The organism is Mycobacterium sp. pUA109, from assembly GCF_041287095.1.
Classification (GTDB): domain Bacteria; phylum Actinomycetota; class Actinomycetes; order Mycobacteriales; family Mycobacteriaceae; genus Mycobacterium.
This window is the reverse complement of sequence record NZ_JBGGKS010000029.1, coordinates 1-23,309: the sequence shown is the minus strand read 5'-3', so window position 1 is coordinate 23,309 and position 23,309 is coordinate 1. Positions and strand designations below refer to the sequence as shown.

Below are 23,309 nucleotides of genomic sequence, written 5' to 3'. Positions count from 1 at the left end.
AGAATCGCTCTACACCCGGATGGTCGCTGACGGTGACGACCCGCACGCGCCGCGTCGGGTCCGGATCGAGCATCGCGGTGACCGCGCGGTGGTCACGCTCGACGAACCCGACCGGCTCAACGCGCTGTCTGCGCCGCTGGTGCGGCAACTGCGGCGCGCGCTCGAGGAGTTGGCGGCCGACGCCGAGGTCCGCGCGGTCGTCGTGACCGGTGCCGGGCCCGGATTCAGCGCCGGCGGCGACCTGAAGATGATGCGCAACGTCACCGAGCGGCGCGCCGACCCCGAGCCGGAGGGGGCGGCCGACGTGTGGCGGTGGATCCGTCGTGAATTCGGCGGCATCGCACGGCTTATCGCCACCTCCGACACCATTTTCGTCGCCGCGCTCAACGGCGCGGCCGCCGGGGTGGGGCTGGCCTGGGCGCTGACCTGCGACATGACCATCGCCAGCGAACGCGCGGTGCTGGTGCCGGCATTCGGTCGGCTGGGTCTGCTTCCGGAGGTCGGCACCAGCTGGGCGTTGACCCGGCGCCTGGGCTATCAGGGCGCGCTGGCCTACTACCTGCGCGGCGAGCACATCGACGCGGCCACCGCGCAACGATTGGGGCTGGTTCATGAGGTGGTGGCCCACGAGCGGTTGCTGACCACGGCCGACGAATGGTGTTCCCGGGTGGCCGCGTTGCCAGCGCATGCGGTGGCGATGACCAAACCGCTGCTGCGCACCGCCGCCGACGCCAACTGGAACGACGCGCTGACCCTCGAAGAATTCGCCGAACCCACCTGCTTCACCACCGCGGCGTTCGCCGCCAGCGTGGCCGCCCTACTGCGCTGAATTTACGGCTGGGTGTATCCGGGCGGGTTGGGGGTGTCGACCCACAGGTCGACCCCGAGTTCGCCGCCCGGGGTGCAGTCATACACCGACAGGTCCGTCACCCCGGATTCCACCAGGACGTCCTCGCACAGCACCGAGTTGCCGGTGTAGTCGGTGGCGGGCTTGTTGAGGATGACGTAGGCGGCGTCGGCGTAGACGTCGGGTTTGCGGGCCCGCGACATCGCCTCGTCACCGCCGAGCAGGTTCTGCACGGCCGCGGTCGCGACCAGGGTGCGCGGCCACAGCGTGTTGGACGCGATCCCGTCGGCGCGCAATTCCTCGGCCATGCCCAGCGCACACAGCGTCATCCCGAACTTGGCCATCATGTACGCGGTCGGTTTGAGCCACTCGGACTCCAGCCTGATCGGCGGTGACAGGGTCAGGATGTGCGGGTTGTCGCGGCCCTTCATGTGCGGGATGCAGGCCCGCGACACCGAGTAGGTGCCGCGCACCTGGATGCCGTTCATCAGATCGAAGCGCTTGAGCGGCACCTCGGTGATGGAGCCCAGGTTGATCGCCGAGGCGTTGTTGACGCAGATATCGATGCTGCCGAACTGGGCCACCGCCTGGGCCACCGCGGCCTCGACCGACTCGCCATCGCGGACATCGCCGACGATGGGCAGTGCCTGGCCGCCGGCGTCCTCGATCTCCTTGGCCGCGGTGTACACCGTGCCGGGCAGCTTGGGGTGTGGTTCGGCGGTCTTGGCGACCAACGCGATGTTGGCGCCGTCGCGGGCGGCCCGTTTGGCGATCGCCAACCCGATTCCGCGGCTGGCCCCTGAGATGAACATGGTTTTCCCGGAAAGCGACATGCTCGTCACCCTATGTCGCCCGGATCGCCGCCGTGACCGCATCGGTCAGCGCGATCAGGTCGGCCGGGGCCAGCGCCACTTCCCAGCCTCGTTTGCCGGCGCTGCAAAACACCCGATCCCACTGCAGCGCCGAGGAGTCCACCACCGTCGGGAGCGCTCTGCGCTGACCGAGCGGCGAAATGCCGCCCACCACATAGCCGGTGGATCGCTGGGCCGCCGCCGGGTCGGCCAGTGCCGCCTTCGGCGACCCCAGCGCGGCGGCGGCCGCCTTCAGCGACAGCGTGGACGGGACCGGCAACACCGCCACCGCCAGGCCGTCGGGCAGCGTCAGAATCAGCGTCTTGAATACCTGCTCGGGCACTACACCGTCGACGCCGAGCTGGGCTAGGGCCTCGACGGCCTCCGCGCCGAACGCCTGCTGACGCGGGTCGTGCCGATACCGCAGCACCTGGTGCGGAACCGCGGCCGCCGTCAGGGCCGCGATCGCTGGGGTCGCCGCACGTGCCACCGGCCCAGACTAGAGCCCGCCCGGGACCGCGGTCCGCCGCCCGGATCGCGACCGGAAATAGCCGCCGGGCCGGCGCTGTTATCTGAGGCAGTTGCGTCGCGGCGGCTGGGGCCGCCGGCGCGCCGGGTACGGGCGAAGACGACCGGCAGGTGACATGGTCGGTCGCCGCCGTAAGATCGGACGAAGGGGAGTCGGGTGTCAACAGCGATGAGCCTGTTAGGCGAGGAGCGGTTGGCTCGGCACGCCGAGCGTCTGGTGCAGCTGCCGAGGCTGGTTGAGGGCACCGCGACAGAAGGGACAGTGTCAATCACGATGGCCGACGAAGGCGCGACCGGGCCCGCTCGTTCCGAGGAGACCGACGCCCAGCTGACTGCGCGCTTTGAGCGCGATGCGATCCCGCTGTTGGACCAGCTGTACGGCGGCGCGCTGCGCATGACTCGCAATCCGGCCGATGCCGAGGACCTGCTGCAAGAAACCATGGTCAAGGCCTATGCGGGGTTTCGCTCCTTCAAGGAGGGCACCAACCTCAAGGCGTGGCTGTACCGGATCCTGACCAACACCTACATCAACAGCTACCGCAAAAAACAGCGCCAACCAGGGGTTTATCCGACCGACGAGGTCACCGATTGGCAGCTTGCGGCCAGCGCCGAGCATTCCTCGACCGGGCTGCGCTCGGCGGAGGTCGAGGCACTCGAGTCGCTGCCGGATACCGAGATCAAAGATGCGCTGCAGCAGCTCCCCGAAGAGTTTCGGATGGCGGTGTACTACGCCGACGTCGAAGGGTTCCCGTACAAGGAGATCGCCGAGATCATGGACACCCCGATCGGGACGGTGATGTCGCGGCTGCACCGCGGCAGACGCCAGTTGCGTGGCCTGTTGGCCGATGTGGCCAGGGACCGCGGGTTCATACGTGGTGATCAGGCGGCCGAGGAGGTGTCGTCGTGACCGAGTTCTCGTGCGGGGGAGACCCCGCTGACCGCGCGGGCACGTCTGACGCCCGGCCCGACTGCGCTGAGGTGGTCGCTGAGGTATGGACGCTGCTCGACGGCGAATGCACCGCGGAGACCAAGGCGAAACTGCGCCAGCACCTCGAAGAATGCCCCGGTTGTCTGCGGCACTACGGGCTTGAGGAGCGGATCAAGGCGTTGATCGCCCGCAAGTGCAGTGGCGAGAAAGCCCCGCAGAGCTTGCGCGAGCGGTTGCGGCTGGAGATCAGCCGAACCATCATCATCCGCGGCGGCTGAGCGGCCCCGTCACGCGCCCGGCCCAAACGGCGAAGCGGCCCGTCAGGAGTTGGGCCGCTTGCCGTGGTTGGCTTTGCTGTGTTTGCGGTCACGTTTCTTGCGGCCACGCTTGGCCATAGTTCGCCCTCCTTAATCGGTTTTCCTTGTAAGGCAGTCTCTCATGGGGCTGGCGGGGTGCCAGGTCACACCCCATCCTGGGGGCCGATGGCGACCCGACTGGGTGGGCGGGCGCCGAGGCTGCGGTCACGGTGCCGAGGCTGCGCTCACGGCGTCGAGACCGTACTGAGCGCGTGTTTGCACAAGAATTCACGCCCTGGCTTCAGGCTGGGCGCCGTCAGTGCGGCCTCGATGCCGCGACCGCAGGCTGGGCGCGAACAACTGCGTGGCTCGCGCCGCGACCGGTCAGACGACCGGCACGCTCGGATCGGCCGGCGCGGTGTCGGCCGGGTCGGGCGGTGCGGGGCTGGTCAGTCCCGGCGGTGTGGGGCTGGTGAGCCCCGGCGACGCCGGGGGCTGGCCGGGCAGCGCCGTGGGTGCTTGACCGGGCACGGCGGGCTGGCCGGGTGCGGTGGCATTCGGATAGCCCGAGACCCCCGGGGTCTGCCCCGGCGCCGTGGTTCCGGGGTAGCCGGGGGTCTGCCCCGGCAGCGTGGTGCCCGGGTAGCCCGGGGTCTGGCCCGGCAACTGACCGGGGGTCTGGCCGGGCAGCGTGGCGCCGGGATAGCCGGGGGTCTGGCCGGGCAGCGTGGTGCCGGGATAGCCCGGCACGGTGGAGCCCGGATAGCCGGTGGCCGGCAACTGCGAGGTGGGGGCGGTGGGCTCCAGCCCCGGGAAGAACTTGTTCAGGATCGCATTCAGCGGTGTCAGCAGCGCATTGGCGACGTTGACGGGCGAGCTGGGGTCCGACGCCGCCGGGGCCGGGGCTGGGGCCGGGGCGGGCACCGGATCGTCGGCCGGCGCCGGAGACGCGCCGGCGACCGCGCCGCCGTAGCCGATCACGCCACAGACGGCCAGGGCCAGCCCGGCGCCCACGGCGGCACGGGCCAGCGATGCGCGCATCGTGGAAGTCTCAAACATGTTGGTAGACAAGGGAATGCTCCTCAACTCAGCTGAGGCACCCGACGTGTTTCAGGCACTCAAGTCACCCTGGTAACACTGGTATTCGTTAGTCACAACTGAAACACGACACGATCACAGAACGATTTCTATAGGTTCGCTTACTTCTCTTCGAATCCGCTTACCCTGCGCGCTCTCGCCCGCGGAGCCGTCCGGTGACCCTGACCTGGGCGGCGACCCGCCCATCCGCGCCGGCGTTACACCACCGCGGGCGCCAGCCGGCGCCACTGCTCCCGCGGGAACGCGTTCGGGTCGGCGGTGAGTATCTGCACGCAGACATGGTTCGCGCCGGCCTGCAGATGCTCGTCGACCCGGCGCTTGACCGCCTCCTCATCACCCCAGACGATGATGGCGTCGAGCAACCGGTCGCTCACCGACGCGATCTCGTCGGGCGAGAAGCCGCTGCGTCGCAAATTGTTGGCGTAGTTCGGCATCGCCAGATACGAACGCAGCCAATCGGTTCCGATGCTGCGCGCCTCGTCGCGGTCGGTCGTCAGGATCGCCGTCTGCTCGGGCAGCAGCAGTGGCCCGGCGCCGAGCACCTCCCGGGCGCGGCGGGTGTGTTCGGGGGTGACCAAATACGGGTGGGCGCCGCGGGTGCGTTCGGCGGCGAGTTGCAGCATCTTGGGCCCCAATGCGGCCAAGGCCCGGCTTTCGGTCGGTACCGGCTGCGGCGCGGCATCAAGCCCATCGAGGAAGGCGGCCGTGGCCTGCAGCGGCTTGCGGTAGCGGCCCGGCTGCCGCGAGTCGATCAGCGGTGCATGGCTGACGCCGATCCCGAGGAAAAACCGGTCGCCGTGCGTGGCCGTCAGCGCCGCGAACGCCTCGGCGGTCTCCTGCGGGGTATGCATCCACAAGTTGAGGATTCCGGTCGCGATGGTCGCGGTGCGGGTGGACGCCAACAGATGGCCCACGGCGTCGAAGACCGGCCCGCCGACGTCGGGAATCCACAGCGCCGGGTACCCGAGCTCCTCGAGTTCGGCTGCCGCCTCGGCCGCCTCGGCGGAATCGCCGTAGCGCAGCTGTGCACTCCAGATGCCCACACCAGAAAGATTCGTCATGGTGGCTACGGTGCCACAGCGGAGCCGCCGGGACACTCCCAGCTCACCGGTGCAGGGCCATTGTGGTTCGATGGAGCGGCAGAATTGCCAAACACCGGCTGGGTTATGAACGAGGTGAAGATGGCCGAGGATGTTCGCGCGGAGATCGTGGCCAGCGTGCTTGAAGTCGTGGTCCGCGAGGGCGATCAGATCGGCGAGGGCGACACCGTGGTGCTGCTGGAGTCGATGAAGATGGAAATCCCGGTCCTAGCCGAAGCTGCGGGCACGGTCACCAAAGTGAACGTCTCGGTGGGTGACGTCATCCAGGCCGGTGATCTGATCGCCGTGATCAGCTGACCGTCTCCAGCAGATGTCCACCCTCGGTGACCTGCTCGCCGAACACACGGTCTTGCCGGGCAATGCCGTGGACCACCTGCATGCCGTCGTCGGGGAGTGGCAGCTGCTGGCCGATCTGTCGTTCGCCGACTACCTGATGTGGGTCCGCCGCGACGACGGCGTCTTGGTGTGCGTGGCGCAATGCCGGCCCAACACCGCGCCGACGATCCTGGACCGTGACGTCGTCGGCACCGTGGTCAGCGCCGACAAGCTGCCGCTGGTGACCGCGGCATTTGACTCCGGCAGCATCGGGCACCAAAGCGATACCGGAGACCAGAACGTCGAAGCGGTCCCGGTGCGCTACGCGGACCAGGTGGTGGCGGTGTTGACCCATCAGACGGCGCTGGCCGCCGAACGCGCCTCCAGCCCGCTGGAGACCGCCTACCTGGACTGCGCGCGGGATCTGGTGCACATGCTGTCGGAGGGCACGTTTCCCGACGTCGGGGATCTGGCGATGTCGCGGTCGAGTCCCCGGGTGGGTGACGGCTTCATCCGCCTCGACGTCGAGGGGGTGGTGTCCTACGCCAGTCCCAACGCACTGTCGGCGTACCACCGGATGGGGTTGACCGCCGAACTGGAGGGCCACGACCTAGTCGCGGTGACCTGGCCGTTGATCTCGGATCCGTTCGAAGCCCAGGAGCTGGCCGAGCACGTGCACGATTCGCTGGCCGGCGGGTCCAGCATGCGGCTGGAGGTCGAGGCCGGCGGTGCGGCGGTGCTGCTGCGGACGCTGCCGTTGGTGGTGCACGGCGCCGCCGCCGGCGCGGCGGTGCTGGTCCGCGACGTCACCGAGGTCAAGCGCCGCGACCGCGCGCTGCTGTCCAAGGACGCCACCATCCGTGAGATCCACCATCGGGTGAAGAACAATTTGCAAACGGTGGCCGCGTTGCTGCGCCTGCAGGCCCGCCGCACCACCAACGCCGCGGGCCGCGAGGCGCTGCTGGAGTCGGTGCGGCGGGTGTCGTCGATCGCGCTGGTCCACGACGCGTTGTCGATGTCGGTGGACGAGGAGGTCAACCTCGACGAGGTGATCGACCGGATTTTGCCGATCATGAACGACGTCGCCACCGTGGACACCCCGATCCGGATCAACCGCAGCGGCGCGCTGGGGGTGCTGGACGCCGACCGCGCGACCGCCCTGATCATGGTGATCACCGAACTCGTCCAGAACGCCATCGAGCACGCGTTTGACCCGGCGGTTCCCCGGGGGTCGGTGACGATCTGCGCCGAACGGTCGGCGCGCTGGCTGGACGTGGTGGTCCGCGACGACGGCCGCGGGCTGCCCGACGACTTCAACCTGGAGGCCTCCGACCGGTTGGGCCTGCAGATCGTGCGCACCCTGGTGTCGGCCGAGTTGGACGGCACGCTGAGCACGCGGAACGCCCACGGGGGCGGAACCGAGATGGTGCTGCGGGTGCCGATCGGTCGCCGAGTTCGGTTGGCGCAGTGACGACCTCACACAAAGCGGCCCCGACATCGTCGGGGCCGCAATGCTTTTCGTCGACCGGGTGGTTAGACCCCGGTGCGCGCCTTGGTCCGGGCGTTGCGCCGCTTGAGGGCGCGGCGCTCGTCTTCGCCCATACCGCCCCACACGCCAGCGTCCTGGCCGGTTTCCAGCGCCCAGGCGAGGCATTCGGTGGTCACCGGGCACCGGTTGCAGACCAGTTTCGCGTCAGCGATCTGCGCGAGCGCCGGGCCACTGTTTCCTACCGGGAAAAACAGTTCCGGATCCTCGTCGCGACAAACCGCCCTGTGGCGCCAATCCATACCTGCTTACTCCTTTAACTGTGTGCGCTGCACGGCGCAGTGCTGTGTGCGCAGCAGCGCACGAGCATTTTTTCTTCGGCTGTTAGCGGGCGCAAGAAATCCTTACGGTTTGCATCCGATGTTTAGATCGTTTCACAGGCTGAACAGATGTCAATAGTGTCCGTTCGCACGTGGTCAATCTCACGTCGGGCGTGGTGGGGCGATCCGCTGCCGGATCCACCTTCTGTTTGTACTACACTCGCCGTGACCTGTGTCTCATTTTTCCCTGAGAAATTCGATTACCGCTGTTCAGCGGGGGTCCCCACGGGCGGCGCGACGACGTTGAGGGCATCGGGTACCGACCGGAACGTCATCTCGGTGCGCAGTCCGAGGTAGTCGCCGTCGATCTGGGTGGCGATCCCCGGTTCCTCGCCGGAACCGCTGTCGGTCACCCGCAGCCAGGCCACATCGTCGTCGGAAACCAGCTGTTTGGACTCGAACTTGGGACGCTTGGCGAACATCTGCCGCACGATCCGCAGGGTGGGCACGGTCTTGAGCCCGTGGGTGGCGAACACCCCGAGATTGGATTCGAAGCTGCAGCCGGGATTGGTCCACACCGGCCGCTTGTTGGCGTAGGTCCACGGGCTGGAGTTGGACACGAACACGAAGTGCACCCCGGTGACCGGGTCGCGGTCGGGCAACTGCAGCGTCAGGGTCGCCTCGCGCCGGATGCTGGCCAACACCGCGGGGATCGCCGCGCGAATGTAGCGGGCCGCGGTGACTTTGCGCCCCTTATGGCGCTGCGCCTCGACCGCGGCCACCACGTCGGCGTCCACACCCATCCCGGCGTTGAATACCGCCCAACGCTCGCCGCAGTCGATCAGGCCGACCCGGCGCCAGGTCGGCTGGTGCCGGTAGCCGTTGATCAGGTCGATCAGCATATTGGTGGCGTCCACCGGATCCGACGGGATGCCCAGCGAGCGGGCGAACACGTTGGCCGAGCCCCCCGGCACCACCGCGACCGCCGGCAGCTGGCCTTGCGGCAGCGGGCCGGGCTCGCCCAGCAGGCCGTTCACCACGCCGTGCACGGTGCCGTCGCCGCCGTGCACGATGACCAGGTCGACGCCGTCGCGCCGGGCGGCATCGGCCAACTCAATCGCGTGACCGCGGTGATCGGTGTGCTCGACGGTCAGGTCAAGACGGCTCTGCAACGCGTGGGCCAGCAGGTCACGTCCCGCCGGGGTGGTGGAGGTGGCGGTGGGGTTCACGATCAGCACGGCACGCACGAAGCCCGAGTCTAAGCGGGCAATCTGCGCTTCGGGCTCCGGTGGCTACGCTGACCGGGTGACAACATCTCCGGCGCCGGGCGCCGTACGCGGCGCGGGCGCCATCGTCGCCGCGGAAGGTGTGCTGGGCCTGGTGGTGGCGGCGGTGTTGGTCGTGCGCGGGCTGGGCGGGGCCGACCAGCGCGTTGTCGGCGGCGTCAGCCTGGCGATCTGTTTCGCCCTGGTCGGCGGCGGTGTGCTGGCCGCCGGCTGGGCGTTGCTGCGCGGCCGGCGCTGGGGCCGCGGTGTGGCGGTGTTCGCCAACGTGCTGCTGGTGCCGGTGACCTGGTATGTGGCCGTCGGCTCCCACCGGTGGGGCTACGGCATCCCGATCGGCGTGCTGGTGCTGGCGGTGCTGGCCCTGCTGTTCAGTCCGGCCGCGCTGCGCTGGGTGGCCGACCGCTGATCACCGCGCCAGCTCGATGAGGTCCTGGCCGGAGACCCGGTAGGTGGTCCAGCCGTGCTGCGGTTTGCCCCCGGCCGCGTCGTACAGCGCGATCGCCGCGGAGTTCCAGTCCAGCACCGCCCAGGACAGCCGGCTGTAGCCGTGGGTGACACATTCGGCGGCCAGCGCGGCCAGCATGGCGCGGCCCAACCCGCGGCGGCGGAAGCGGGGGCGCACGTACAAATCCTCCAGGTACACCCCGGCGACACCGTCCCAGGTGGAGAAGCTGAGGAACCACAGCGCGACGGCCGCGATTTCGTCGTCCACCTCGGCGACGTGTCCGTGCACCGTCACCGGGTCACCGAAAAGCGCGGCATGGACCTGTTTTTCGGTGACTGTGCACTGATCGGCGGCGTGTTCGAAATCGGCCAGCTCGTGGATCATCGCGGTGATGTCGGCGACGTCGGCCGGCGCGGCGCGGCGGATGGTCACTGGTCAACTCCCAGCGCGTTCAGGATCGTGGCGAATTTCGTTGTGGTCTCGTCGACTTCGTCGTCGGGGTCGGATCCGGCGACAATGCCACCGCCGGAATGCGCCAGTGCGGTGCGCCGATCGGCGGACAGCTGCGCGCAGCGGATCGCCACCACCCAGCGGCCGTCGCCGTGCCGATCGCACCACCCGACCGCACCGGCGTAGAACCCGCGGTCGCCTTCCAGCGCGCCGATCAGCTCGACGGCGGCGTCGGTCGGCACCCCGCCGACGGCCGGGGTGGGATGCAGCGCCAACGCCAAATCCAGTGCGGTGGTGGCGGTGTCGCGCAGAAGGCCGGTGATCGGGGTGCTCAGATGCCACAGCGCGGCGGTGTGGCTCAGCTCCGGCGTTGCGGCGATCTGCAAATCGGTGCACAGCGGTCGCAAGGCGTCGCGCATGGTGTCGATCACCAGCTGGTGCTCGTGTCGGTTCTTGCCCGAGGCCACCAGCGCGGCGCCGTTGGCGCGGTCGATCTCGGGGTCGGTGGCGCGCGGCGCCGACCCGGCGAACGGCCGGCAGGTCACCGTCGCGCCCGCGCGCGCCACCAGCAGCTCCGGGCTGGCCCCCACCAGCGCCGCGCCGCAATAGGGTTCGCCGGCGGGGGACAAGTCGACCAGGTAGCCGTAGCCGGTGCGGTCGGCGGCGATGAGCCGGCTCACGACGGTGCGGGCATCCAGCGGCGCGTCGGCCACCAGCCGCAGCGCCCGGGCCAGCACCACCTTGCTCAGGGCGGCCTCCGGTGCGCGCAGCTGAGCCAAGGCGTGCCGGATCCGTTGCCGGTGCACGGCGGGGGCGGGCACGGTGGCGTCGACCCCGACCGCGGGCAGCGGTGCGGCGGGCCAGTCGGGCAGTGCGTCGGTGCGCCGCACCGTGTGCGGGGTCAGCAGGGCGGCGGCGGACCGAATGTCAAACGGCAACGCGCCCACCACGATTGGCGCTTCGCCGGAGGCAAGCGCGGCTTGTGCGGCCGCGACCTCGGGGTAGCCGGTGCGGACACCGTCGGCGATCAACGCCCCGGTCGGCCCGCACAACACGAACGGCGGCTCGCTGGTCACCGGCCGGAGAGCCCGAGCGCACTGAGCTGGCGCACCGCGTGCTCGAAGCCGCACACGGCGATCGACGCGGCGGTCATCCCGAACCGGGCGCCCTCGATCAGCGGCAGCTCCAGCCAGCGGGTGATCACCGCGCGGGAGAAGTGGCCGTGCCCCACGAACACCACGTCGCGGGCGGGCAGATGCTGCAGCGCCAACGCCACGGCCGCGTCGGCGCGGTCACTGACCTGCGCGATGCTTTCCCCGCCGGGGCAGCCGTGCGTCCACACCAGCCAGTCGGGTTCGGTTTCGCGGATCTGCGCGGTGGTCAGCCCCTCATAGTCGCCGTAATCCCATTCGGCGAGCAGCTCGGAGACCTCGTCGACGGCCAGGCCGGCCAGCTCGGCGGTGACCAGGGCCCGTCGGCGCGGGCTGCTGATCACCACCGGGTGGTGCAGCTCCAGCTCGCCCAGGGCCCGTCCGGCGGCCTGCGCCTCGCCGCGGCCGGTGGCGGTGAGGTCTTGTTCGGTGCGGCCGGTGTGTTGGCCCGATTTCGACCATTCGGTCTGACCGTGGCGCAGCAGCACCAGGCGGTGCTCATCGCCGTGACGTTCTGGGCCCACGCACACCGATTGTGCCCGACGCGCCGCGTTCGGCGCGGGGCGGCCGCGCCGCGTGCCAGGATGGGCAGTTATGACCGCCGGTGACGGGGGCACCGCCCCGGTTGCCGGGGAGGGCCGCGGTGGGCACCGTCGGCGACGATGCAAGGCGAAGCGATGAGGAGGGGCGGCGCTTGTGACCGGATTCCGGATACTGGCAGTGGCCAACCAGAAGGGTGGGGTGGCCAAGACGACCACGGTGGCCTCGCTGGGCGCGGCGATGGCCGATCAGGGGCGGCGGGTGCTGCTGGTCGACCTGGACCCGCAGGGCTGTTTGACGTTCTCGCTGGGCCAGGACCCGGACAAACTGCCGGTGTCGGTGCATGAGGTGCTGCTCGGTGAGGTCGAGCCCAACGCGCCGCTGGTCAGCACCGCCGAGGGGATGACGCTGCTGCCGGCCAACATCGATCTGGCCGGGGCCGAGGCGATGCTGCTGATGCGGGCCGGCCGCGAATACGCCCTCAAGCGGGCACTCGACAAGCTCGAAGACCGGTTCGACGTGGTGATCGTCGACTGCCCGCCGTCGTTGGGGGTGCTCACCCTCAACGGGTTGACCGCCGCCGACGAGGTCATCGTGCCGCTGCAGTGCGAGACGTTGGCGCACCGCGGGGTGGGCCAGTTCCTGCGCACCGTCGCCGACGTCCAGCAGATCACCAACGCCAACCTGCGGCTGCTGGGGGCGCTGCCGACGCTGTACGACTCGCGGACCACCCACAGCCGCGACGTCCTGCTCGACGTGGCCGATCGCTACGACCTACCGGTGCTGGCCCCGCCCATCCCGCGCACGGTGCGGTTCGCCGAGGCCAGCGCGTCGGGATCCTCGGTGCTGGCCGGGCGGAAGAACAAGGGCGCGCAGGCCTACCGGGAGTTGGCCGCGGCGCTGCTCAAACACTGGAAATCCGGCAAGTCGCTGCCGACGTTCGCCCCTGAGGTGTAACCGGGTTGCCGCTTCGCCCGCGAGTGGGAATCCGGCGACGTCGTCGTGGCGTGTCGCGTCGTCAGATTCCCGCTCGGCGCGAACCGGGCGACCTAGCCCAGCGCCACCACGGTGTCGCCGCGCTGCTCGATCAGCGTGGCCCCGGCCGCCGCCGGGATCACCGCCGCCGCCGACGGCGGTCGGTGCACCGGGATGGAGCGGGCGAAGTCGCCGGTGGCCGGGTCGTAGACCCCCACCCCGTCGGTGACCGGGATCAGCAACCGGCCCGCCATGATCGTCGCCGGCCCCTGGGGGACCGCTTGGCCGGCCGGGTGCACGGTGTAGCGGTAGGACAGGTTCCCGGCGTCGAATGCCAGCACCGCGTCACCGGTCCACCAGGTGACCAGGTCCCCGGCCGTCGACGTCGCCGCCGACGCGGACGGCGGCTTGTCCAACAACGTGCTGGCCACCGTGGCGCCGTCGCCGTCGACCACCTCGACCCGCGGTTTCGGTGACGGCAGATACACCGCGGTGCGGGTGTCGGAGACCGCCAGCACCCGGGCGCCGGAATCGGCGGCGATCCCTGGCTGCGGCACATACCGCACCTCCGGCTCGTCGTCCTCCTTGCCCGGGCGCAGCAGGGTCAGCCGCAGATCGGCCTGACCGGGGCAGGCTTCCAGCACCGAAACCGCCGAGGAGCCGGCCGCCGCCGACAGCAGGGCGCAGCCGGCGCCCAACCCCTTCACCGACGGCTTCACCGGCGCGTCGATCTCGCCGTAGGCCAGCATCCGGACCAGATCCGAACGCCATAGCTCCAGCCGGGTCCGCCCGGCCGACAACACCGTGGTGCCGTTGGAGGACACGGTGACGTGCTTGTCCGCGTAGCTGCTGCGGGCGGGTCCGCGGTGCCCGGTGCTCGCGTCGACGCCGCTGACCTGACCGCAGCCCCGGCGGTCCGGGTAGACCGCGAGGACGTAGTGATACACGTACGACACCGCGCACAGGTCGGCGTCGTGGGCGTAGCTCCACCGCGACGCACCGGTGGCCAGGTCGCGTCCGTCGACCTGATGTCCGAGGCCGGTGATCACCGTGCCGACCAGCACGAGCGGGCGGCTGGTCGCCGGGCTGGCCGCAGTCCACAGCAGCTTCAGCGTCGCCGGCACCTCGCGGGCCGCCGTCGGCTCGGCCGCCGGGGCGGTCGCCGGTCGGCTTTCGGTGGCCCGGGCGTCGCTGGTCCACCAGATCAGGGCGGCGGCCACCGCGATGACGACGGCGATCGCGATGGCGGCCGCGATGTCTACCGTGGTGCGGCGCTCGGGTTTGACCATCGAGTGGCCCTCAAAGACCGGGCTTAGTTGGTGCTCGCCGCACCGGCGGCGGCCGCTTTGCGGGGGCGACGACGCCGCCGGCGCCCGCCGTTTCCGGCCTCCCCGGACGTTGCGGGTGCGGTGTCGGCGTTGCTCGCCTCCCCATTGCCGGCGGGCCCGGTGACGGGCTTGCCGCCGCGGGTGCGGCGCCGGGTCCGGGTGCTGTTGCGCTGGCGGGGTTTCTGGGCGTCGCGGTCGGGGCACTTGCCCGACGACTTGCGCGGCGTCCCGACGGTTCCGGTGGCCTCGGTGGGGATGTCCAGTTCGGTGTACAGGTGCGGGGAGCTGGAGTAGGTCTCGGCCGGATCGGGGCATTCCAGGTCCAGCGCCTTGTCGATCATGGTCCAGCGGGCCAGCTCGTCCCAGTCCACCAGGGTGACCGCGATGCCGGTGCGCCCGGCGCGGCCGGTGCGGCCGATGCGGTGCACGTAGGTCTTCTCGTCGTCGGGGCACTGGTAGTTGATGACGTGGGTGACGTCCTCGATGTCGATACCGCGGGCGGCCACGTCGGTGGCGACCAGCACGTCGATGTCGCCGGCGCGGAACCCGTTCAGTGCCTTCTCGCGGGCGATCTGACCCAGGTCGCCGTGCACCGCGCCCACCTTGAAGCCGCGTTCGCCGAGCTCGTCGGCGACCTTCTGGGCGGTGCGCTTGGTGCGGGTGAAGATCATGGTGGCGCCGCGACCGCGGGCCTGCAGCACCCGGGCCAGCAGTTCCACCTTGTCCAGCGCGTGCGCGCGGTAGACGAACTGTTCGGTGGTGTCGTGCGTGGCGGACTGGTGCGGCGATTCGGCGCGGATGTGGGTGGGCTGGTTCATGAAGGTCCGGGCCAGCGTGATGATCGGGTCCGGCATGGTCGCCGAGAACAGCATCGATTGGCGGGTGTCCGGGATCTGCGCCAGGATGCGCTCGATATCGGGCAAGAAGCCCAGGTCGAGCATCTCGTCGGCCTCGTCGAGCACCAGCACCGACAGGCCGCCCAGCTGCAGATGGCCCTGCTGGGCCAGGTCGAGCAGCCGGCCCGGGGTGCCCACCACCACGTCGGCGCCGGCTTGCAGCGCCTCGATCTGCGGCTCGTAGGGCCGGCCCCCGTAGATGGAGACCACCGACATCGGACGCTCGGCGCCGTCGGAGGTGGCCGTCAGGTGGCGGGCGGCGGCGGACAGGTCGCCGAACACCTGCAGACACAGTTCACGGGTGGGCACCACCACCAGGGCGCGTGGCGTGCCGGTCAGCGGCCGGGTGGTGTCGGTGCTGATGCGGTGCAGCAACGGCACCCCGAACGCGAAGGTCTTGCCCATGCCGGTGCGGGCCTGACCGATCAGGTCGTCGCCGGCCAAGGCCAGCGGCAGCGTGAGCTCCTGGATGGCGAAGGGCTTCTCGATGCCGTCCTCGGCCAGGGCGCGGACGATTTCGTCGCGCACACCGAGGTGGGCAAAGGTATGGGTGTGGTCAAGATGTGTCATGCGCGGCAGTGTGCCTTTCGGTTGTCAGTCTCGTCGCGGTTCATTGAGGTTCAATGAGCTACCAGGCGCGCACGAGCTGACGGTCGATTTACGTTGCCGGCTGGCGGGCCCTGCGCTCATCTGGGCGGGGCCAACTGCGTGCACGCACATTTCTCGGATAGCGCCCTAGTTAGCACTGTCCGCCGACCATGATACTTGGTCGCCCGCCGGACCCCGCCAGCGCGGTTTCGGGGCGATCGCCAGCGCGGCGTTGCCGGGCGCAGCGGGTCGCCGCCAGCGCGGTTCGGGGCGATCGCCAGCGCGGCGTTGCCGGGCGCAGCGGGTCGCCGCCAGCGCGCTTAAAGTGTTGCCATGAGTTCCCCCCCACCCGCAGACCAGGTGACCGACCCGCCGTCGTCGCGGTTGTCCGCGGATCATCCCGGGATCACCGAGTTGTTCGCGCTGCTGGCCTACGGCGAGGTGGCCGCGTTCTACCGGCTCACCGAAGAGGCACGGATGGCGCCCGACCTGCGCGGTCGCATCTCGATGGCCGCCATGGCGGCCGCCGAGATGGGGCACTACGAGCTGCTGCGCGAGGCCTTGGAGCGGCGGGGCGTCGACGTGGTGGCGGCGATGTCGAAATATGCGCCGGCGCTGGAGGATTACCACCGGCTGACCACGCCGAGCACCTGGCTGGAAGCCTTGGTGAAGACCTACGTCGGCGACGCGCTGGCGGCGGACTTCTACCTGGAGATCGCCGACGGGCTGCCCGACGAAGCCGCCGACGTGGTGCGCGCGGTGCTGTCGGAGACCGGGCACTCCCAGTTCGTCGTCGCCGAGGTGCGGGCGGCCACCACCAAGCAGCGCAGCCGGCTGGCGCTGTGGTCGCGCCGATTGCTCGGCGAGGCCATCACCCAGGCCCAGTACGTGCTGGCCGACCACGACGAACTCGTCGACCTGGTGATGTCCGGGCCGGAGGGGCTCAACCAGCTGCCCGGGTTCTTCGACCGACTGCAGCACACCCACGACGAGCGGATGCACGAACTCGGCCTGGCGTAGTCGGGTCGGGTGCGCTGCCCGCCGTGGTGTCGGTTTAGAAGATGTTCAGCAGCGCCGACATGATCTCGCCGGGTATGGCGGTGAGATCGGCGAGCCCGGCGAACTGCGAAACGTCCAGCGCCCCACCAAGGTCGAACGCGTTCAGGAACGCGGTGAAGTCCACCGGGATGGCGTCGGCGGTCTGGCCGGCGAGCAGATCGCTGGCGAGTCCGGCCAGCGTCGGGCTGACCGTCGTCGTTGCGAGGGCATCCGCGAGGGCGTCGCGAATTCCCAACAACGTGGCGATGGTGCCGCCGGGGTCACTGAGCAGCCCGGTCGCCGACCCGATATCAGGCACGCTGATCCCGTTGAGCAGCGCGCCGGTCAGCGTGGCGGGGGCGTTGAGGATGTCGCTGAAGGCGGTGAGGAAGTCTCCGCTGCTCAGCGCCTGGGCAATCGAATCGCCGATTTCGCCCGGCGCCACGACGAAGGTGCCGAACACCGGTTGGAGCACACCCAGGCCAGCCAAAAGCAACTCGTTGCCGAAGGTATGCACCAGGTTCGCGAAATGGTCCACGATCGGGTCAATGACGCCGGTGTAGATCGTATTGATCGGCCCGATCGCCTGCAGGGCCGTGAGCAGGAACCAATCCCACATCGCGAGCAATCCCTTGGAGATGTCGCCGGCCCCAAAATCGGTGAACGCCGTCTGCAAGGCCGCGGGCAGCTGCGACAGTTGGTCGGCCACGCCGGTGACCAGCGTTTGGCCGGCACCGGCGATGACGGTCGCATAGCCGATCTGGTTGGTGATGAATTGCTCCAGGATCGGTGCCGGGTCCGCAAGGAAGGTCGCCCCGAGGTTCGAGAGGTTAGTGCCGGCCGCGGTGAGCACGTCGACCCACGTGGTGATGGGGTTGACGAAGGCGTCGGGGGTGGCAGTGCCCGTCAACAGTTCGCCGATCAGCGGCACGTTGTCGAGGTTGGGCAGGCTGAGGCCGGCCAGCCCACCGCTGAAGACACCGCCCATGGCCTGGCTCACGTCTTGGTCGAGGGTGCCCAGCACGTCGCCGATGGCGCCGAGACCGGTGTCAGCGGTGAGTTGTATCGGCGGCAGTTGGACGTCGGGGAGGGGTGTCGTCACCGGGGTGGCGACGATCATGCTGGCGCCTGCGAGCGCAACGCCGGCGGTGACGTAGGGGCGAAGGGTGAGTTGCATGGCCAGCTCCTTACTTCCTCAACTGTGGTGCTCGTCACACCAGGCGCCACGCTACCTGAGCGTAAGCTGAGGAAACAATAGGATTTGGCAAATTAGTCCGAGTTTTTGGATGTTGCCTCGGGCCAACCTTCGATGCAGCTAGCCAATTGATCTTGAAAATGCCGTCTGGGCCGCGAGGATGGCGTCGAGGTGGCACCGAGACCGCGGTGCGGGCGTCGAGACTGGGCTCACGGCACCGAGCTTGCAGTCACGGCGCCGAGCCTGCCGTGCGGGCGTGTTTCCCACGAAAATTGCGTCCTGGGCGCAGTCTCGGCGCCCGCACTGCAGCCTCGAGGCCGTGGGCGCAGCCGCGGGGCGAAAGGCTAACGCCACGAACGGAAATCGCTACCGGGTGCAGGTCGCGATCATCGAGTTGTTGGCCGATACAGCGATCGCCTGCCCGGCGGCGTTGACGATCGAGCAGTTGAGCTGCCCGAACAGGCTGGTCGCGGTTACCGACTCCACGCCGACACCGGGTTCCAGCACCACCGACTTGGTCCACGGCAGCGACACGTTTACGTCGGTATGCGGCAGGCCCTGGCCGTCGGTGTAGACCACGGAGACCAGATCGAGCAGCTGTTTGGTCCCGGTCACCTGGTAGACCACGGTGCGCGGATTCACCGGCGGGGGCGCCGGCGCGGCGGCCTGCGGCACCGGGGCGGGCTCCGGCGGCTCGGCGGGTTCCGGCGACGGCGACGGGGCGGCGCTGGGTGTCACCGTGGTCACCGTTTCCGGGGACAGCGACTCGCTGGGCGGCGCCGCGGTGGGCGGCGGCGTGGCGACCACCGTGCGGGTCGGCGGCGGCCCGACGACGGTCGCCTGGGTCCCGCGGTCGTCGCTGTTGAGGATCACCGCGGTGGCCACGACTGCGGCCAGGAACACGCCGCCGGCGATCACGGCCACCGGGCGCCAGCGGTGATCCACCGGCGCGTCGTCGTCGTCCTCGCGGTAGTCGTCGTCGTCCGGGTAGAGCGCGTCGTCGTCCAGGTCGTCGGGATAGTCGACGTACTCGTAGGTCTTCAGGTCGCTCACGACGCCGACGGTATGGGCGCTAACACCGCTGGCCAGGGCGGCGCGCGGGCCCGTTACGGCATCGTTGTGGCTCCGTTATCGCACCGGGGTATCGCCCACGGCGAACGGCTGGTGCGCACCGCGGGTCGCCGCGTCTACTAGCCTTCTTGCTTGGGACGCCTACTAAACGAAAGGGGCCGGCGTGGAGGTCAAGATCGGTGTCACGGACAGCCCGCGCGAACTGGTTTTCACCAGCGCGCAGACACCCGACGAGGTGGAGGAGCTGGTCACCGCCGCGCTGGGCAAGGGTGCGGACGTGCTGAGCCTGACCGACGAGAAGGGCCGCCGGTTCCTGGTGCAGACCAGCAAAATCGCCTACGTGGAGATCGGCGTGGCCGACAGCCGCAAGGTGGGTTTCGGGATCGGCTCGGCCACCGCGTAAGCGGGGCCGGGCTACCGGTTCAGCGGGACGTGCGACAGTCCGCCCCAGGCGAAGTGCACGGTGCCGTCCACGGCGTCCTCTTTGGAGATGGGGCGGTCGGTGTCCAGCCAGTACCGGGCGCAGTCGACGCTGATCGAGACCAGCGCCACCGCGATCATCCGGGCCCGGTGCGGGTCTAGGCCGGAGTCGTGGCTGATCAGGTCGAACACCGCGTCGATGCAGGATTCGGTGGCCACCCGCACCTGGGCGGCCACCTGTGGCTCGCTGACGTTGTCGTTTTCGAAGATCAGCCGGTAGCCCTGGCTGTCGTGCTCGATGAAATCGAAGAACGCCTGGACCGCGGCCCGCAGCCGCTGCCGGTTGTCGGTGGTGGTGCGCAGCGCCTGCCGCACCCCCGAGACCAGGTTGTCCACATGGCGCTGCAGCACCGCCAGATACAGCTCCAGCTTGGATGAGAAGTGCTGGTAGAGAACGGGTTTGCTGACGCCGGCCCGGTCGGCGATCTCATCCATGCCGGCCGCGTGATAGCCGCGGTCGACGAATACCTCACTGGCGGCGATCAACAGCTGGCCGCGGCGTTCATCGCGCGGCAGCCGGTTGCCCCGGCGGCCGGAGTTGCGGGTGGCCGTTTTGGCGCCGGCGCGTTCGGCCGTGTTGGCCAGTTCGCTCATCGAGTCCTCAATCTGCATTAATGCTCGCCAGCTGGCGTTGTGCGCGAGCGGCTCGTCGCAACGACATTACTACCCAATGCCGTCGTTGCCGTCTCCCCGACAGGGCCCCGCTAACGGCGCGCCAAGAATCCCAGCTAGGGACGGTTGTGCGATCCTGGGACGGTGACCTACGACCCGGCGCGCCGCGGCGGCGGTCAAGTGCCGGTGCTTCGCGACGAGTGGCGAGAGCCGCTGCGGGCCCAACGCGACCCCCTGGCCGGGGGGCCGGGCCGGATGCGTTCGAACCGGGACACCCGCCGCCAATGGCGCAAACAGACCTGGTTGGGCCGGTTTGTGTCCACCTACGGCTGGCGTGCCTATGCGCTGCCGGTGCTGATGGCGGTCACGGTGGTGGTGATCTACCAGACCGTGACCGGGACCAGTGCACCCGCGCCGGCGGTGGAGGAGCCGGTCCAGGGGCCACCGACCATCGGCTCGTCGGGCACCGAGATCATCGGCGCACCGCCGCGCGGGTTGACCGAATTTGACGTCAACCTGCCCACCGGGCTGCTGCCCGACGGCGGCCCGGTCACCGAGGCGGGCGCCAAGACCTGGCATGTGGTGCCGGGTACCACCGGCAAGATCGGGGAGGGCACCGCGAAGTCGTTCACCTACACCGTCGAGGTCGAGGACGGGATCGATACCACGGCGTTCGGCGGTGACGATGCGTTCGCCCGGATGGTCGATCAGACGCTGGCCAACCCCAAGAGCTGGACGCACAACCCGCAGTTCGCCTTCACCCGGATTGACCTGGGCGAGCCCGACTTCCGGGTCTCGCTGACCTCCCCGCTGACGGTGCGGGAGGGCTGCGGCTACGACATCCCGCTGGAGGCCTCCTGCTACAACCCGGTCTACGGGCCCGCTAAGCAGCCGCGGGTGTTCATCAACGAGGCCCGCTGGGTGCGCGGCGCCATCCCGTTCCAAGGCGACGTCGGCTCCTACCGGCAGTACCTGATCAACCACGAGGTTGGCCACGCCATCGGCTACACCCAGCACGAACCCTGCGAGAAGCAGGGCGGCCTGGCCCCGGTGATGATGCAGCAGACGTTCTCCACCTCCGACGACGACGACGCGAAATTCGATCCCGAGTCGGTCAAGCCGGACGGGAAGACCTGCCGGTTCAACCCGTGGCCGTACCCGATCGCCTAGCCGGGCGCGGGGAAGCTTCGACGGCTGTTTGCTGTTGACCTGGCCAACTGCTGAGATGGATATCGTGGATAGGCGTGAGGAGAGATTCGGTGTCGACGTCGTTGCCACCGCTGGTTGAGCCAGCAGCCGAGCTGACCCGCGAGGAGGTCGCGCGCTACAGCCGGCACCTGATCATCCCCGACGTGGGGGTCGACGGGCAGAAGCGACTGAAAAACGCGCGGGTGCTGTTCGTCGGCGCGGGCGGGCTCGGGGCGCCGGCGCTGCTGTACCTGGCCGCGGCCGGGGTGGGCACCATCGGCATCGTCGAGGACGACGTCGTCGACGAGTCCAACCTGCAGCGCCAGATCATCCACGGCGTCTCCGACGTCGGCCGGCCCAAGGCCCAAAGCGCCCGCGATTCGATCGCCGAAATCAACCCGCTGGTGCAGGTGCGGTTGCACGAGGTGCGGTTGAACTCGGACAACGCGGTCGACCTGTTCAGCCAGTACGACCTGATCCTGGACGGCACCGACAACTTCGCCACCCGGTATTTGGTCAACGACGCCGCCGCGCTGGCGCACAAGCCGTACGTGTGGGGCTCGATCTACCGCTTCGAAGGTCAAGTCTCGGTGTTCTGGGAGGACGCGCCCGACGGGCGTGGCCTCAACTACCGCGACCTGTATCCCGAGCCGCCGCCTCCGGGCATGGTGCCGTCCTGCGCCGAGGGCGGCGTGCTGGGCATCCTGTGCGCATCGATCGCGTCGGTGATGGGTACCGAGGCGATCAAACTGCTCACCGGGATCGGCGAGCCGCTGCTGGGCCGGTTGATGGTCTACGACGCGTTGGAGATGAGCTACCGCACCATCAAGATCCGCAAGGATCCGGCCACGCCGAAGATCACCGAACTGATCGACTACGACGACTTCTGCGGGGTGGTGTCCGAGGAGGCCGCTGATGCCGCCGCCGGCTCGACCATCACCCCGCGCGAACTCCGCGACTTGCTGGACTCGGGCAGCAAGGTGGCCCTGATCGATGTGCGTGAACCGGTGGAATGGGACATCAACCACATCGAGGGCGCCGAGCTGATCCCGCAGTCGTCGATCAACTCCGGAGAGGGTCTGGCCAAGCTGCCCCAAGACCGGATGCCGGTGCTGTACTGCAAGACCGGGGTCCGGTCGGCCGAGGCGCTGGCCGCGCTGAAGAAGGCCGGCTTCTCCGACGCCGTGCATCTGCAGGGCGGAATCGTTGCTTGGGCCAAGCAGATGCAGCCCGACATGGTGATGTACTAACGCCAGTAACCTGCCCTTTCCCCGTTAGGCTAAGGGGGTGACAGTCGAGCGGCCGCCCGAGCATGTATTAGCGGCGTTCGGCTTGAGCGGGGTGCGGCCGGTCCCGTTGGGCGCCACCTGGGAAGGCGGCTGGCGCTGCGGCGAAATGGTGTTGTCGTTGGTGGCCGACCATGCCCGCGCCGCCTGGTCGGCCAAGGTCCGCGAAACACTGTTCGTCGACGGGGTGCGCTTAGCGCGGCCGGTGCGCTCCACCGACGGGCGCTATGTGGTGTCGGGCTGGCGGGCCGACACGTTTGTCGCTGGCAACCCCGAGCCCCGCCATGATGAGGTGGTGTCGGCCGCGATTCGGCTGCATGAGGCCACCAGCAAGCTGGAGCGGCCCCGGTTTCTCACCCAGGCGCCGGCCGCACCGTGGGCCGACGTCGATGTCTTCATCGCCGCCGACCGCGCCGCCTGGGAGGAGCGGCCCTTCCAGTCGCTGCCGCCGGGCGCCCGGGTGGCCCCCGGCTCGGCGGACGGGCAGCGGTCGGTGGACCTGATCAAACAACTGGCCCGGCTGCGCAAACAAACCAGGAGCCCCAACCAGCTGGTGCACGGCGACCTCTACGGCACCGTGCTCTTCGCCGGTGCCGCCGCACCCGGGGTCACCGACATCACCCCGTACTGGCGCCCGGCGTCCTGGGCGGCCGGGGTGGTCGTCGTCGACGCCCTGTCCTGGGGGGACGCCGACGACGGCCTCATCGAGCGGTGGGACGCGCTGCCGGAGTGGCCGCAGATGCTGTTGCGGGCGTTAATGTTTCGGCTTGCGGTGCATGCGCTGCACCCACGCTCGACCGCCGAGGCGTTCCCCGGCCTGGCCCGCACCGCCGCGCTGGTCCGGTTGGTGCTCTAGGGCTTTGCGCCCCGTCGTGAGCTGCTGCGTTCGTGAGCTGCTGCGTTGAGATTGCGCACAGGGTCGCGGATTTCGTCTTGGATTCAAGCGGTGGCTGCAACGAATGTGGACGGGTTTGAGAGTAGTCGCTCGAGTTCTTCGGCGGGTGTTCGCCA

27 protein-coding genes are annotated in these 23,309 nt (G+C 69.4%); 12 read left to right on the top strand and 15 right to left on the bottom strand.

Annotation, left to right across the window (positions count from 1 at the left end; all coding sequences use genetic code 11):
• Window positions 1–19 precede the first annotated feature (19 nt).
• On the top strand, window positions 20–829 hold the full coding sequence (locus ACAG26_RS25060; RefSeq protein ID WP_370485818.1) for an enoyl-CoA hydratase/isomerase family protein: 810 nt from the start codon (window positions 20–22) through the stop codon (window positions 827–829).
• 2 nt (window positions 830–831) lie between these two features.
• Here the strand turns inward: ACAG26_RS25060 and ACAG26_RS25055 are convergent, their stop codons facing one another.
• Both ACAG26_RS25055 and ACAG26_RS25050 read right to left on the bottom strand, forming a co-directional pair.
• Window positions 832–1,680 carry an SDR family oxidoreductase gene (locus ACAG26_RS25055; RefSeq protein ID WP_370485783.1) on the bottom strand — a complete coding sequence of 283 codons (849 nt, stop codon included), beginning with the start codon at window positions 1,678–1,680 and terminating at the stop codon, window positions 832–834.
• Window positions 1,681–1,690: 10 nt separating this feature from the next.
• Window positions 1,691–2,188 (bottom strand): aminoacyl-tRNA deacylase, encoded by a 498-nt coding sequence (locus ACAG26_RS25050; RefSeq protein WP_370485782.1) that lies wholly within the window; start codon window positions 2,186–2,188, stop codon window positions 1,691–1,693.
• A gap of 312 nt (window positions 2,189–2,500) precedes the next feature.
• Between ACAG26_RS25050 and ACAG26_RS25045 the strand changes: the two genes are divergently transcribed.
• Together ACAG26_RS25045 and rsrA are read left to right on the top strand one after the other, a co-directional pair.
• Window positions 2,501–3,133: a sigma-70 family RNA polymerase sigma factor gene (locus tag ACAG26_RS25045; protein ID WP_370485781.1), complete on the top strand. Its 633-nt coding sequence runs from the start codon at window positions 2,501–2,503 to the stop codon at window positions 3,131–3,133.
• On the top strand, window positions 3,130–3,432 hold the full coding sequence (gene rsrA / locus ACAG26_RS25040) for a mycothiol system anti-sigma-R factor (protein ID WP_370485780.1): 303 nt from the start codon (window positions 3,130–3,132) through the stop codon (window positions 3,430–3,432). Before ACAG26_RS25045 ends, rsrA begins: the two co-directional genes overlap by 4 nt.
• A 42-nt stretch (window positions 3,433–3,474) precedes the next feature.
• Here rsrA and ACAG26_RS25035 read toward each other — a convergent pair whose 3' ends face one another.
• The 3 genes from ACAG26_RS25035 to ACAG26_RS25025 all read right to left on the bottom strand — a co-directional run bounded on the left by ACAG26_RS25035 (window position 3,475) and on the right by ACAG26_RS25025 (window position 5,609).
• Window positions 3,475–3,549: a 50S ribosomal protein bL37 gene (locus ACAG26_RS25035; protein WP_085976515.1), complete on the bottom strand. Its 75-nt coding sequence runs from the start codon at window positions 3,547–3,549 to the stop codon at window positions 3,475–3,477.
• 285 nt (window positions 3,550–3,834) lie between these two features.
• Window positions 3,835–4,491, bottom strand: a complete 657-nt coding sequence (locus ACAG26_RS25030) for a hypothetical protein (protein WP_370485779.1) — start codon at window positions 4,489–4,491, stop codon at window positions 3,835–3,837.
• A 254-nt stretch (window positions 4,492–4,745) separates the two neighbouring features.
• A complete protein-coding gene (locus ACAG26_RS25025) occupies window positions 4,746–5,609 on the bottom strand; it encodes an LLM class F420-dependent oxidoreductase (protein ID WP_370485778.1) in 864 nt (287 codons plus the stop codon).
• A gap of 120 nt (window positions 5,610–5,729) precedes the next feature.
• Here ACAG26_RS25025 and ACAG26_RS25020 point away from each other — a divergent pair, with 120 nt between their 5' ends.
• Window positions 5,730–5,945: a biotin/lipoyl-binding carrier protein gene (locus tag ACAG26_RS25020; protein ID WP_370485777.1), complete on the top strand. Its 216-nt coding sequence runs from the start codon at window positions 5,730–5,732 to the stop codon at window positions 5,943–5,945.
• Between the two features lie 13 nt (window positions 5,946–5,958).
• On the top strand, window positions 5,959–7,434 hold the full coding sequence (locus ACAG26_RS25015; RefSeq protein ID WP_370485776.1) for a sensor histidine kinase: 1,476 nt from the start codon (window positions 5,959–5,961) through the stop codon (window positions 7,432–7,434).
• 62 nt (window positions 7,435–7,496) lie between these two features.
• Here the strand turns inward: ACAG26_RS25015 and whiB1 are convergent, their stop codons facing one another.
• Complete coding sequence (gene whiB1 / locus ACAG26_RS25010; RefSeq protein WP_071027132.1) at window positions 7,497–7,751, bottom strand: transcriptional regulator WhiB1; 255 nt, start codon at window positions 7,749–7,751, stop codon at window positions 7,497–7,499.
• A 278-nt stretch (window positions 7,752–8,029) separates the two neighbouring features.
• Complete coding sequence (locus ACAG26_RS25005; RefSeq protein ID WP_370485775.1) at window positions 8,030–9,016, bottom strand: diacylglycerol kinase family protein; 987 nt, start codon at window positions 9,014–9,016, stop codon at window positions 8,030–8,032.
• A 58-nt stretch (window positions 9,017–9,074) separates the two neighbouring features.
• Here ACAG26_RS25005 and ACAG26_RS25000 point away from each other — a divergent pair, with 58 nt between their 5' ends.
• Complete coding sequence (locus tag ACAG26_RS25000; RefSeq protein ID WP_370485774.1) at window positions 9,075–9,461, top strand: hypothetical protein; 387 nt, start codon at window positions 9,075–9,077, stop codon at window positions 9,459–9,461.
• On the opposite strand, the gene ACAG26_RS24995 is transcribed toward ACAG26_RS25000, so the two are convergent.
• From ACAG26_RS24995 to ACAG26_RS24985, 3 genes are read right to left on the bottom strand one after another with little or no spacing between them, the layout of a single operon-like run.
• Window positions 9,462–9,884, bottom strand: a complete 423-nt coding sequence (locus tag ACAG26_RS24995) for an N-acetyltransferase family protein (RefSeq protein ID WP_370485817.1) — start codon at window positions 9,882–9,884, stop codon at window positions 9,462–9,464. It lies immediately after the preceding gene.
• Between the two features lie 44 nt (window positions 9,885–9,928).
• A complete protein-coding gene (locus ACAG26_RS24990) occupies window positions 9,929–11,026 on the bottom strand; it encodes an isochorismate synthase MenF (protein ID WP_370485773.1) in 1,098 nt (365 codons plus the stop codon).
• A complete protein-coding gene (locus tag ACAG26_RS24985; RefSeq protein WP_370485772.1) occupies window positions 11,023–11,625 on the bottom strand; it encodes an acid phosphatase in 603 nt (200 codons plus the stop codon). Before ACAG26_RS24985 ends, ACAG26_RS24990 begins: the two co-directional genes overlap by 4 nt.
• 172 nt (window positions 11,626–11,797) lie before the next feature.
• On the opposite strand from ACAG26_RS24985, the gene ACAG26_RS24980 reads away from it, so the two are divergent.
• On the top strand, window positions 11,798–12,598 hold the full coding sequence (locus ACAG26_RS24980; protein ID WP_095407101.1) for a ParA family protein: 801 nt from the start codon (window positions 11,798–11,800) through the stop codon (window positions 12,596–12,598).
• Between the two features lie 92 nt (window positions 12,599–12,690).
• Here the strand turns inward: ACAG26_RS24980 and ACAG26_RS24975 are convergent, their stop codons facing one another.
• Together ACAG26_RS24975 and ACAG26_RS24970 are read right to left on the bottom strand one after the other, a co-directional pair.
• Window positions 12,691–13,905 carry a hypothetical protein gene (locus ACAG26_RS24975; RefSeq protein ID WP_370485771.1) on the bottom strand — a complete coding sequence of 405 codons (1,215 nt, stop codon included), beginning with the start codon at window positions 13,903–13,905 and terminating at the stop codon, window positions 12,691–12,693.
• 23 nt (window positions 13,906–13,928) lie between these two features.
• Complete coding sequence (locus ACAG26_RS24970; protein WP_370485770.1) at window positions 13,929–15,410, bottom strand: DEAD/DEAH box helicase; 1,482 nt, start codon at window positions 15,408–15,410, stop codon at window positions 13,929–13,931.
• A 351-nt stretch (window positions 15,411–15,761) separates the two neighbouring features.
• On the opposite strand from ACAG26_RS24970, the gene ACAG26_RS24965 reads away from it, so the two are divergent.
• Window positions 15,762–16,448: a ferritin-like fold-containing protein gene (locus ACAG26_RS24965; RefSeq protein WP_370485769.1), complete on the top strand. Its 687-nt coding sequence runs from the start codon at window positions 15,762–15,764 to the stop codon at window positions 16,446–16,448.
• 34 nt (window positions 16,449–16,482) lie between these two features.
• On the opposite strand, the gene ACAG26_RS24960 is transcribed toward ACAG26_RS24965, so the two are convergent.
• Both ACAG26_RS24960 and ACAG26_RS24955 read right to left on the bottom strand, forming a co-directional pair.
• Complete coding sequence (locus ACAG26_RS24960) at window positions 16,483–17,643, bottom strand: hypothetical protein (RefSeq protein WP_370485768.1); 1,161 nt, start codon at window positions 17,641–17,643, stop codon at window positions 16,483–16,485.
• A 384-nt stretch (window positions 17,644–18,027) separates the two neighbouring features.
• The gene (locus ACAG26_RS24955) at window positions 18,028–18,714 is read right to left on the bottom strand and encodes an MmpS family transport accessory protein (protein ID WP_370485767.1); all 687 of its coding nucleotides are present in this window, start codon (window positions 18,712–18,714) and stop codon (window positions 18,028–18,030) included.
• Between the two features lie 181 nt (window positions 18,715–18,895).
• On the opposite strand from ACAG26_RS24955, the gene ACAG26_RS24950 reads away from it, so the two are divergent.
• Window positions 18,896–19,135 (top strand): DUF3107 domain-containing protein, encoded by a 240-nt coding sequence (locus ACAG26_RS24950; protein ID WP_370485766.1) that lies wholly within the window; start codon window positions 18,896–18,898, stop codon window positions 19,133–19,135.
• A gap of 11 nt (window positions 19,136–19,146) precedes the next feature.
• On the opposite strand, the gene ACAG26_RS24945 is transcribed toward ACAG26_RS24950, so the two are convergent.
• Entirely contained in the window at window positions 19,147–19,806 is a 660-nt protein-coding gene (locus ACAG26_RS24945) for a TetR/AcrR family transcriptional regulator (RefSeq protein ID WP_370485816.1), read from the bottom strand.
• A 162-nt stretch (window positions 19,807–19,968) separates the two neighbouring features.
• Between ACAG26_RS24945 and ACAG26_RS24940 the strand changes: the two genes are divergently transcribed.
• The 3 genes from ACAG26_RS24940 to ACAG26_RS24930 all read left to right on the top strand — a co-directional run bounded on the left by ACAG26_RS24940 (window position 19,969) and on the right by ACAG26_RS24930 (window position 23,154).
• Window positions 19,969–20,994: a DUF3152 domain-containing protein gene (locus tag ACAG26_RS24940; RefSeq protein ID WP_370485765.1), complete on the top strand. Its 1,026-nt coding sequence runs from the start codon at window positions 19,969–19,971 to the stop codon at window positions 20,992–20,994.
• Between the two features lie 89 nt (window positions 20,995–21,083).
• A complete protein-coding gene (gene moeZ / locus ACAG26_RS24935; RefSeq protein WP_370485764.1) occupies window positions 21,084–22,262 on the top strand; it encodes an adenylyltransferase/sulfurtransferase MoeZ in 1,179 nt (392 codons plus the stop codon).
• Between the two features lie 37 nt (window positions 22,263–22,299).
• Window positions 22,300–23,154 carry a TIGR02569 family protein gene (locus ACAG26_RS24930; RefSeq protein ID WP_370485763.1) on the top strand — a complete coding sequence of 285 codons (855 nt, stop codon included), beginning with the start codon at window positions 22,300–22,302 and terminating at the stop codon, window positions 23,152–23,154.
• Window positions 23,155–23,309: the final 155 nt, after the last annotated feature.

Excerpts from the sequence above, each read along its gene's own strand:
- ACAG26_RS24995 (WP_370485817.1), bottom strand. The coding sequence starts at position 9,884 with ATGATCCACGAGCTGGCCGATTTCGAACACGCCGCCGATCAGTGCACA.
- ACAG26_RS25025 (WP_370485778.1), bottom strand. The coding sequence starts at position 5,609 with ATGACGAATCTTTCTGGTGTGGGCATCTGGAGTGCACAGCTGCGCTAC.
- ACAG26_RS24975 (WP_370485771.1), bottom strand. The coding sequence starts at position 13,905 with ATGGTCAAACCCGAGCGCCGCACCACGGTAGACATCGCGGCCGCCATC.
- ACAG26_RS25055 (WP_370485783.1), bottom strand. The coding sequence starts at position 1,680 with ATGTCGCTTTCCGGGAAAACCATGTTCATCTCAGGGGCCAGCCGCGGA.
- ACAG26_RS25020 (WP_370485777.1), top strand. The coding sequence starts at position 5,730 with ATGGCCGAGGATGTTCGCGCGGAGATCGTGGCCAGCGTGCTTGAAGTC.
- ACAG26_RS24965 (WP_370485769.1), top strand. The coding sequence starts at position 15,762 with ATGAGTTCCCCCCCACCCGCAGACCAGGTGACCGACCCGCCGTCGTCG.
- ACAG26_RS24960 (WP_370485768.1), bottom strand. The coding sequence starts at position 17,643 with ATGCAACTCACCCTTCGCCCCTACGTCACCGCCGGCGTTGCGCTCGCA.
- ACAG26_RS25045 (WP_370485781.1), top strand. The coding sequence starts at position 2,501 with ATGGCCGACGAAGGCGCGACCGGGCCCGCTCGTTCCGAGGAGACCGAC.
- ACAG26_RS25060 (WP_370485818.1), top strand. The coding sequence starts at position 20 with ATGGTCGCTGACGGTGACGACCCGCACGCGCCGCGTCGGGTCCGGATC.
- ACAG26_RS24970 (WP_370485770.1), bottom strand. The coding sequence starts at position 15,410 with ATGACACATCTTGACCACACCCATACCTTTGCCCACCTCGGTGTGCGC.
- ACAG26_RS24945 (WP_370485816.1), bottom strand. The coding sequence starts at position 19,806 with ATGAGCGAACTGGCCAACACGGCCGAACGCGCCGGCGCCAAAACGGCC.
- ACAG26_RS25030 (WP_370485779.1), bottom strand. The coding sequence starts at position 4,491 with ATGCGCGCATCGCTGGCCCGTGCCGCCGTGGGCGCCGGGCTGGCCCTG.
- whiB1 (WP_071027132.1), bottom strand. The coding sequence starts at position 7,751 with ATGGATTGGCGCCACAGGGCGGTTTGTCGCGACGAGGATCCGGAACTG.
- ACAG26_RS25015 (WP_370485776.1), top strand. The coding sequence starts at position 5,959 with ATGTCCACCCTCGGTGACCTGCTCGCCGAACACACGGTCTTGCCGGGC.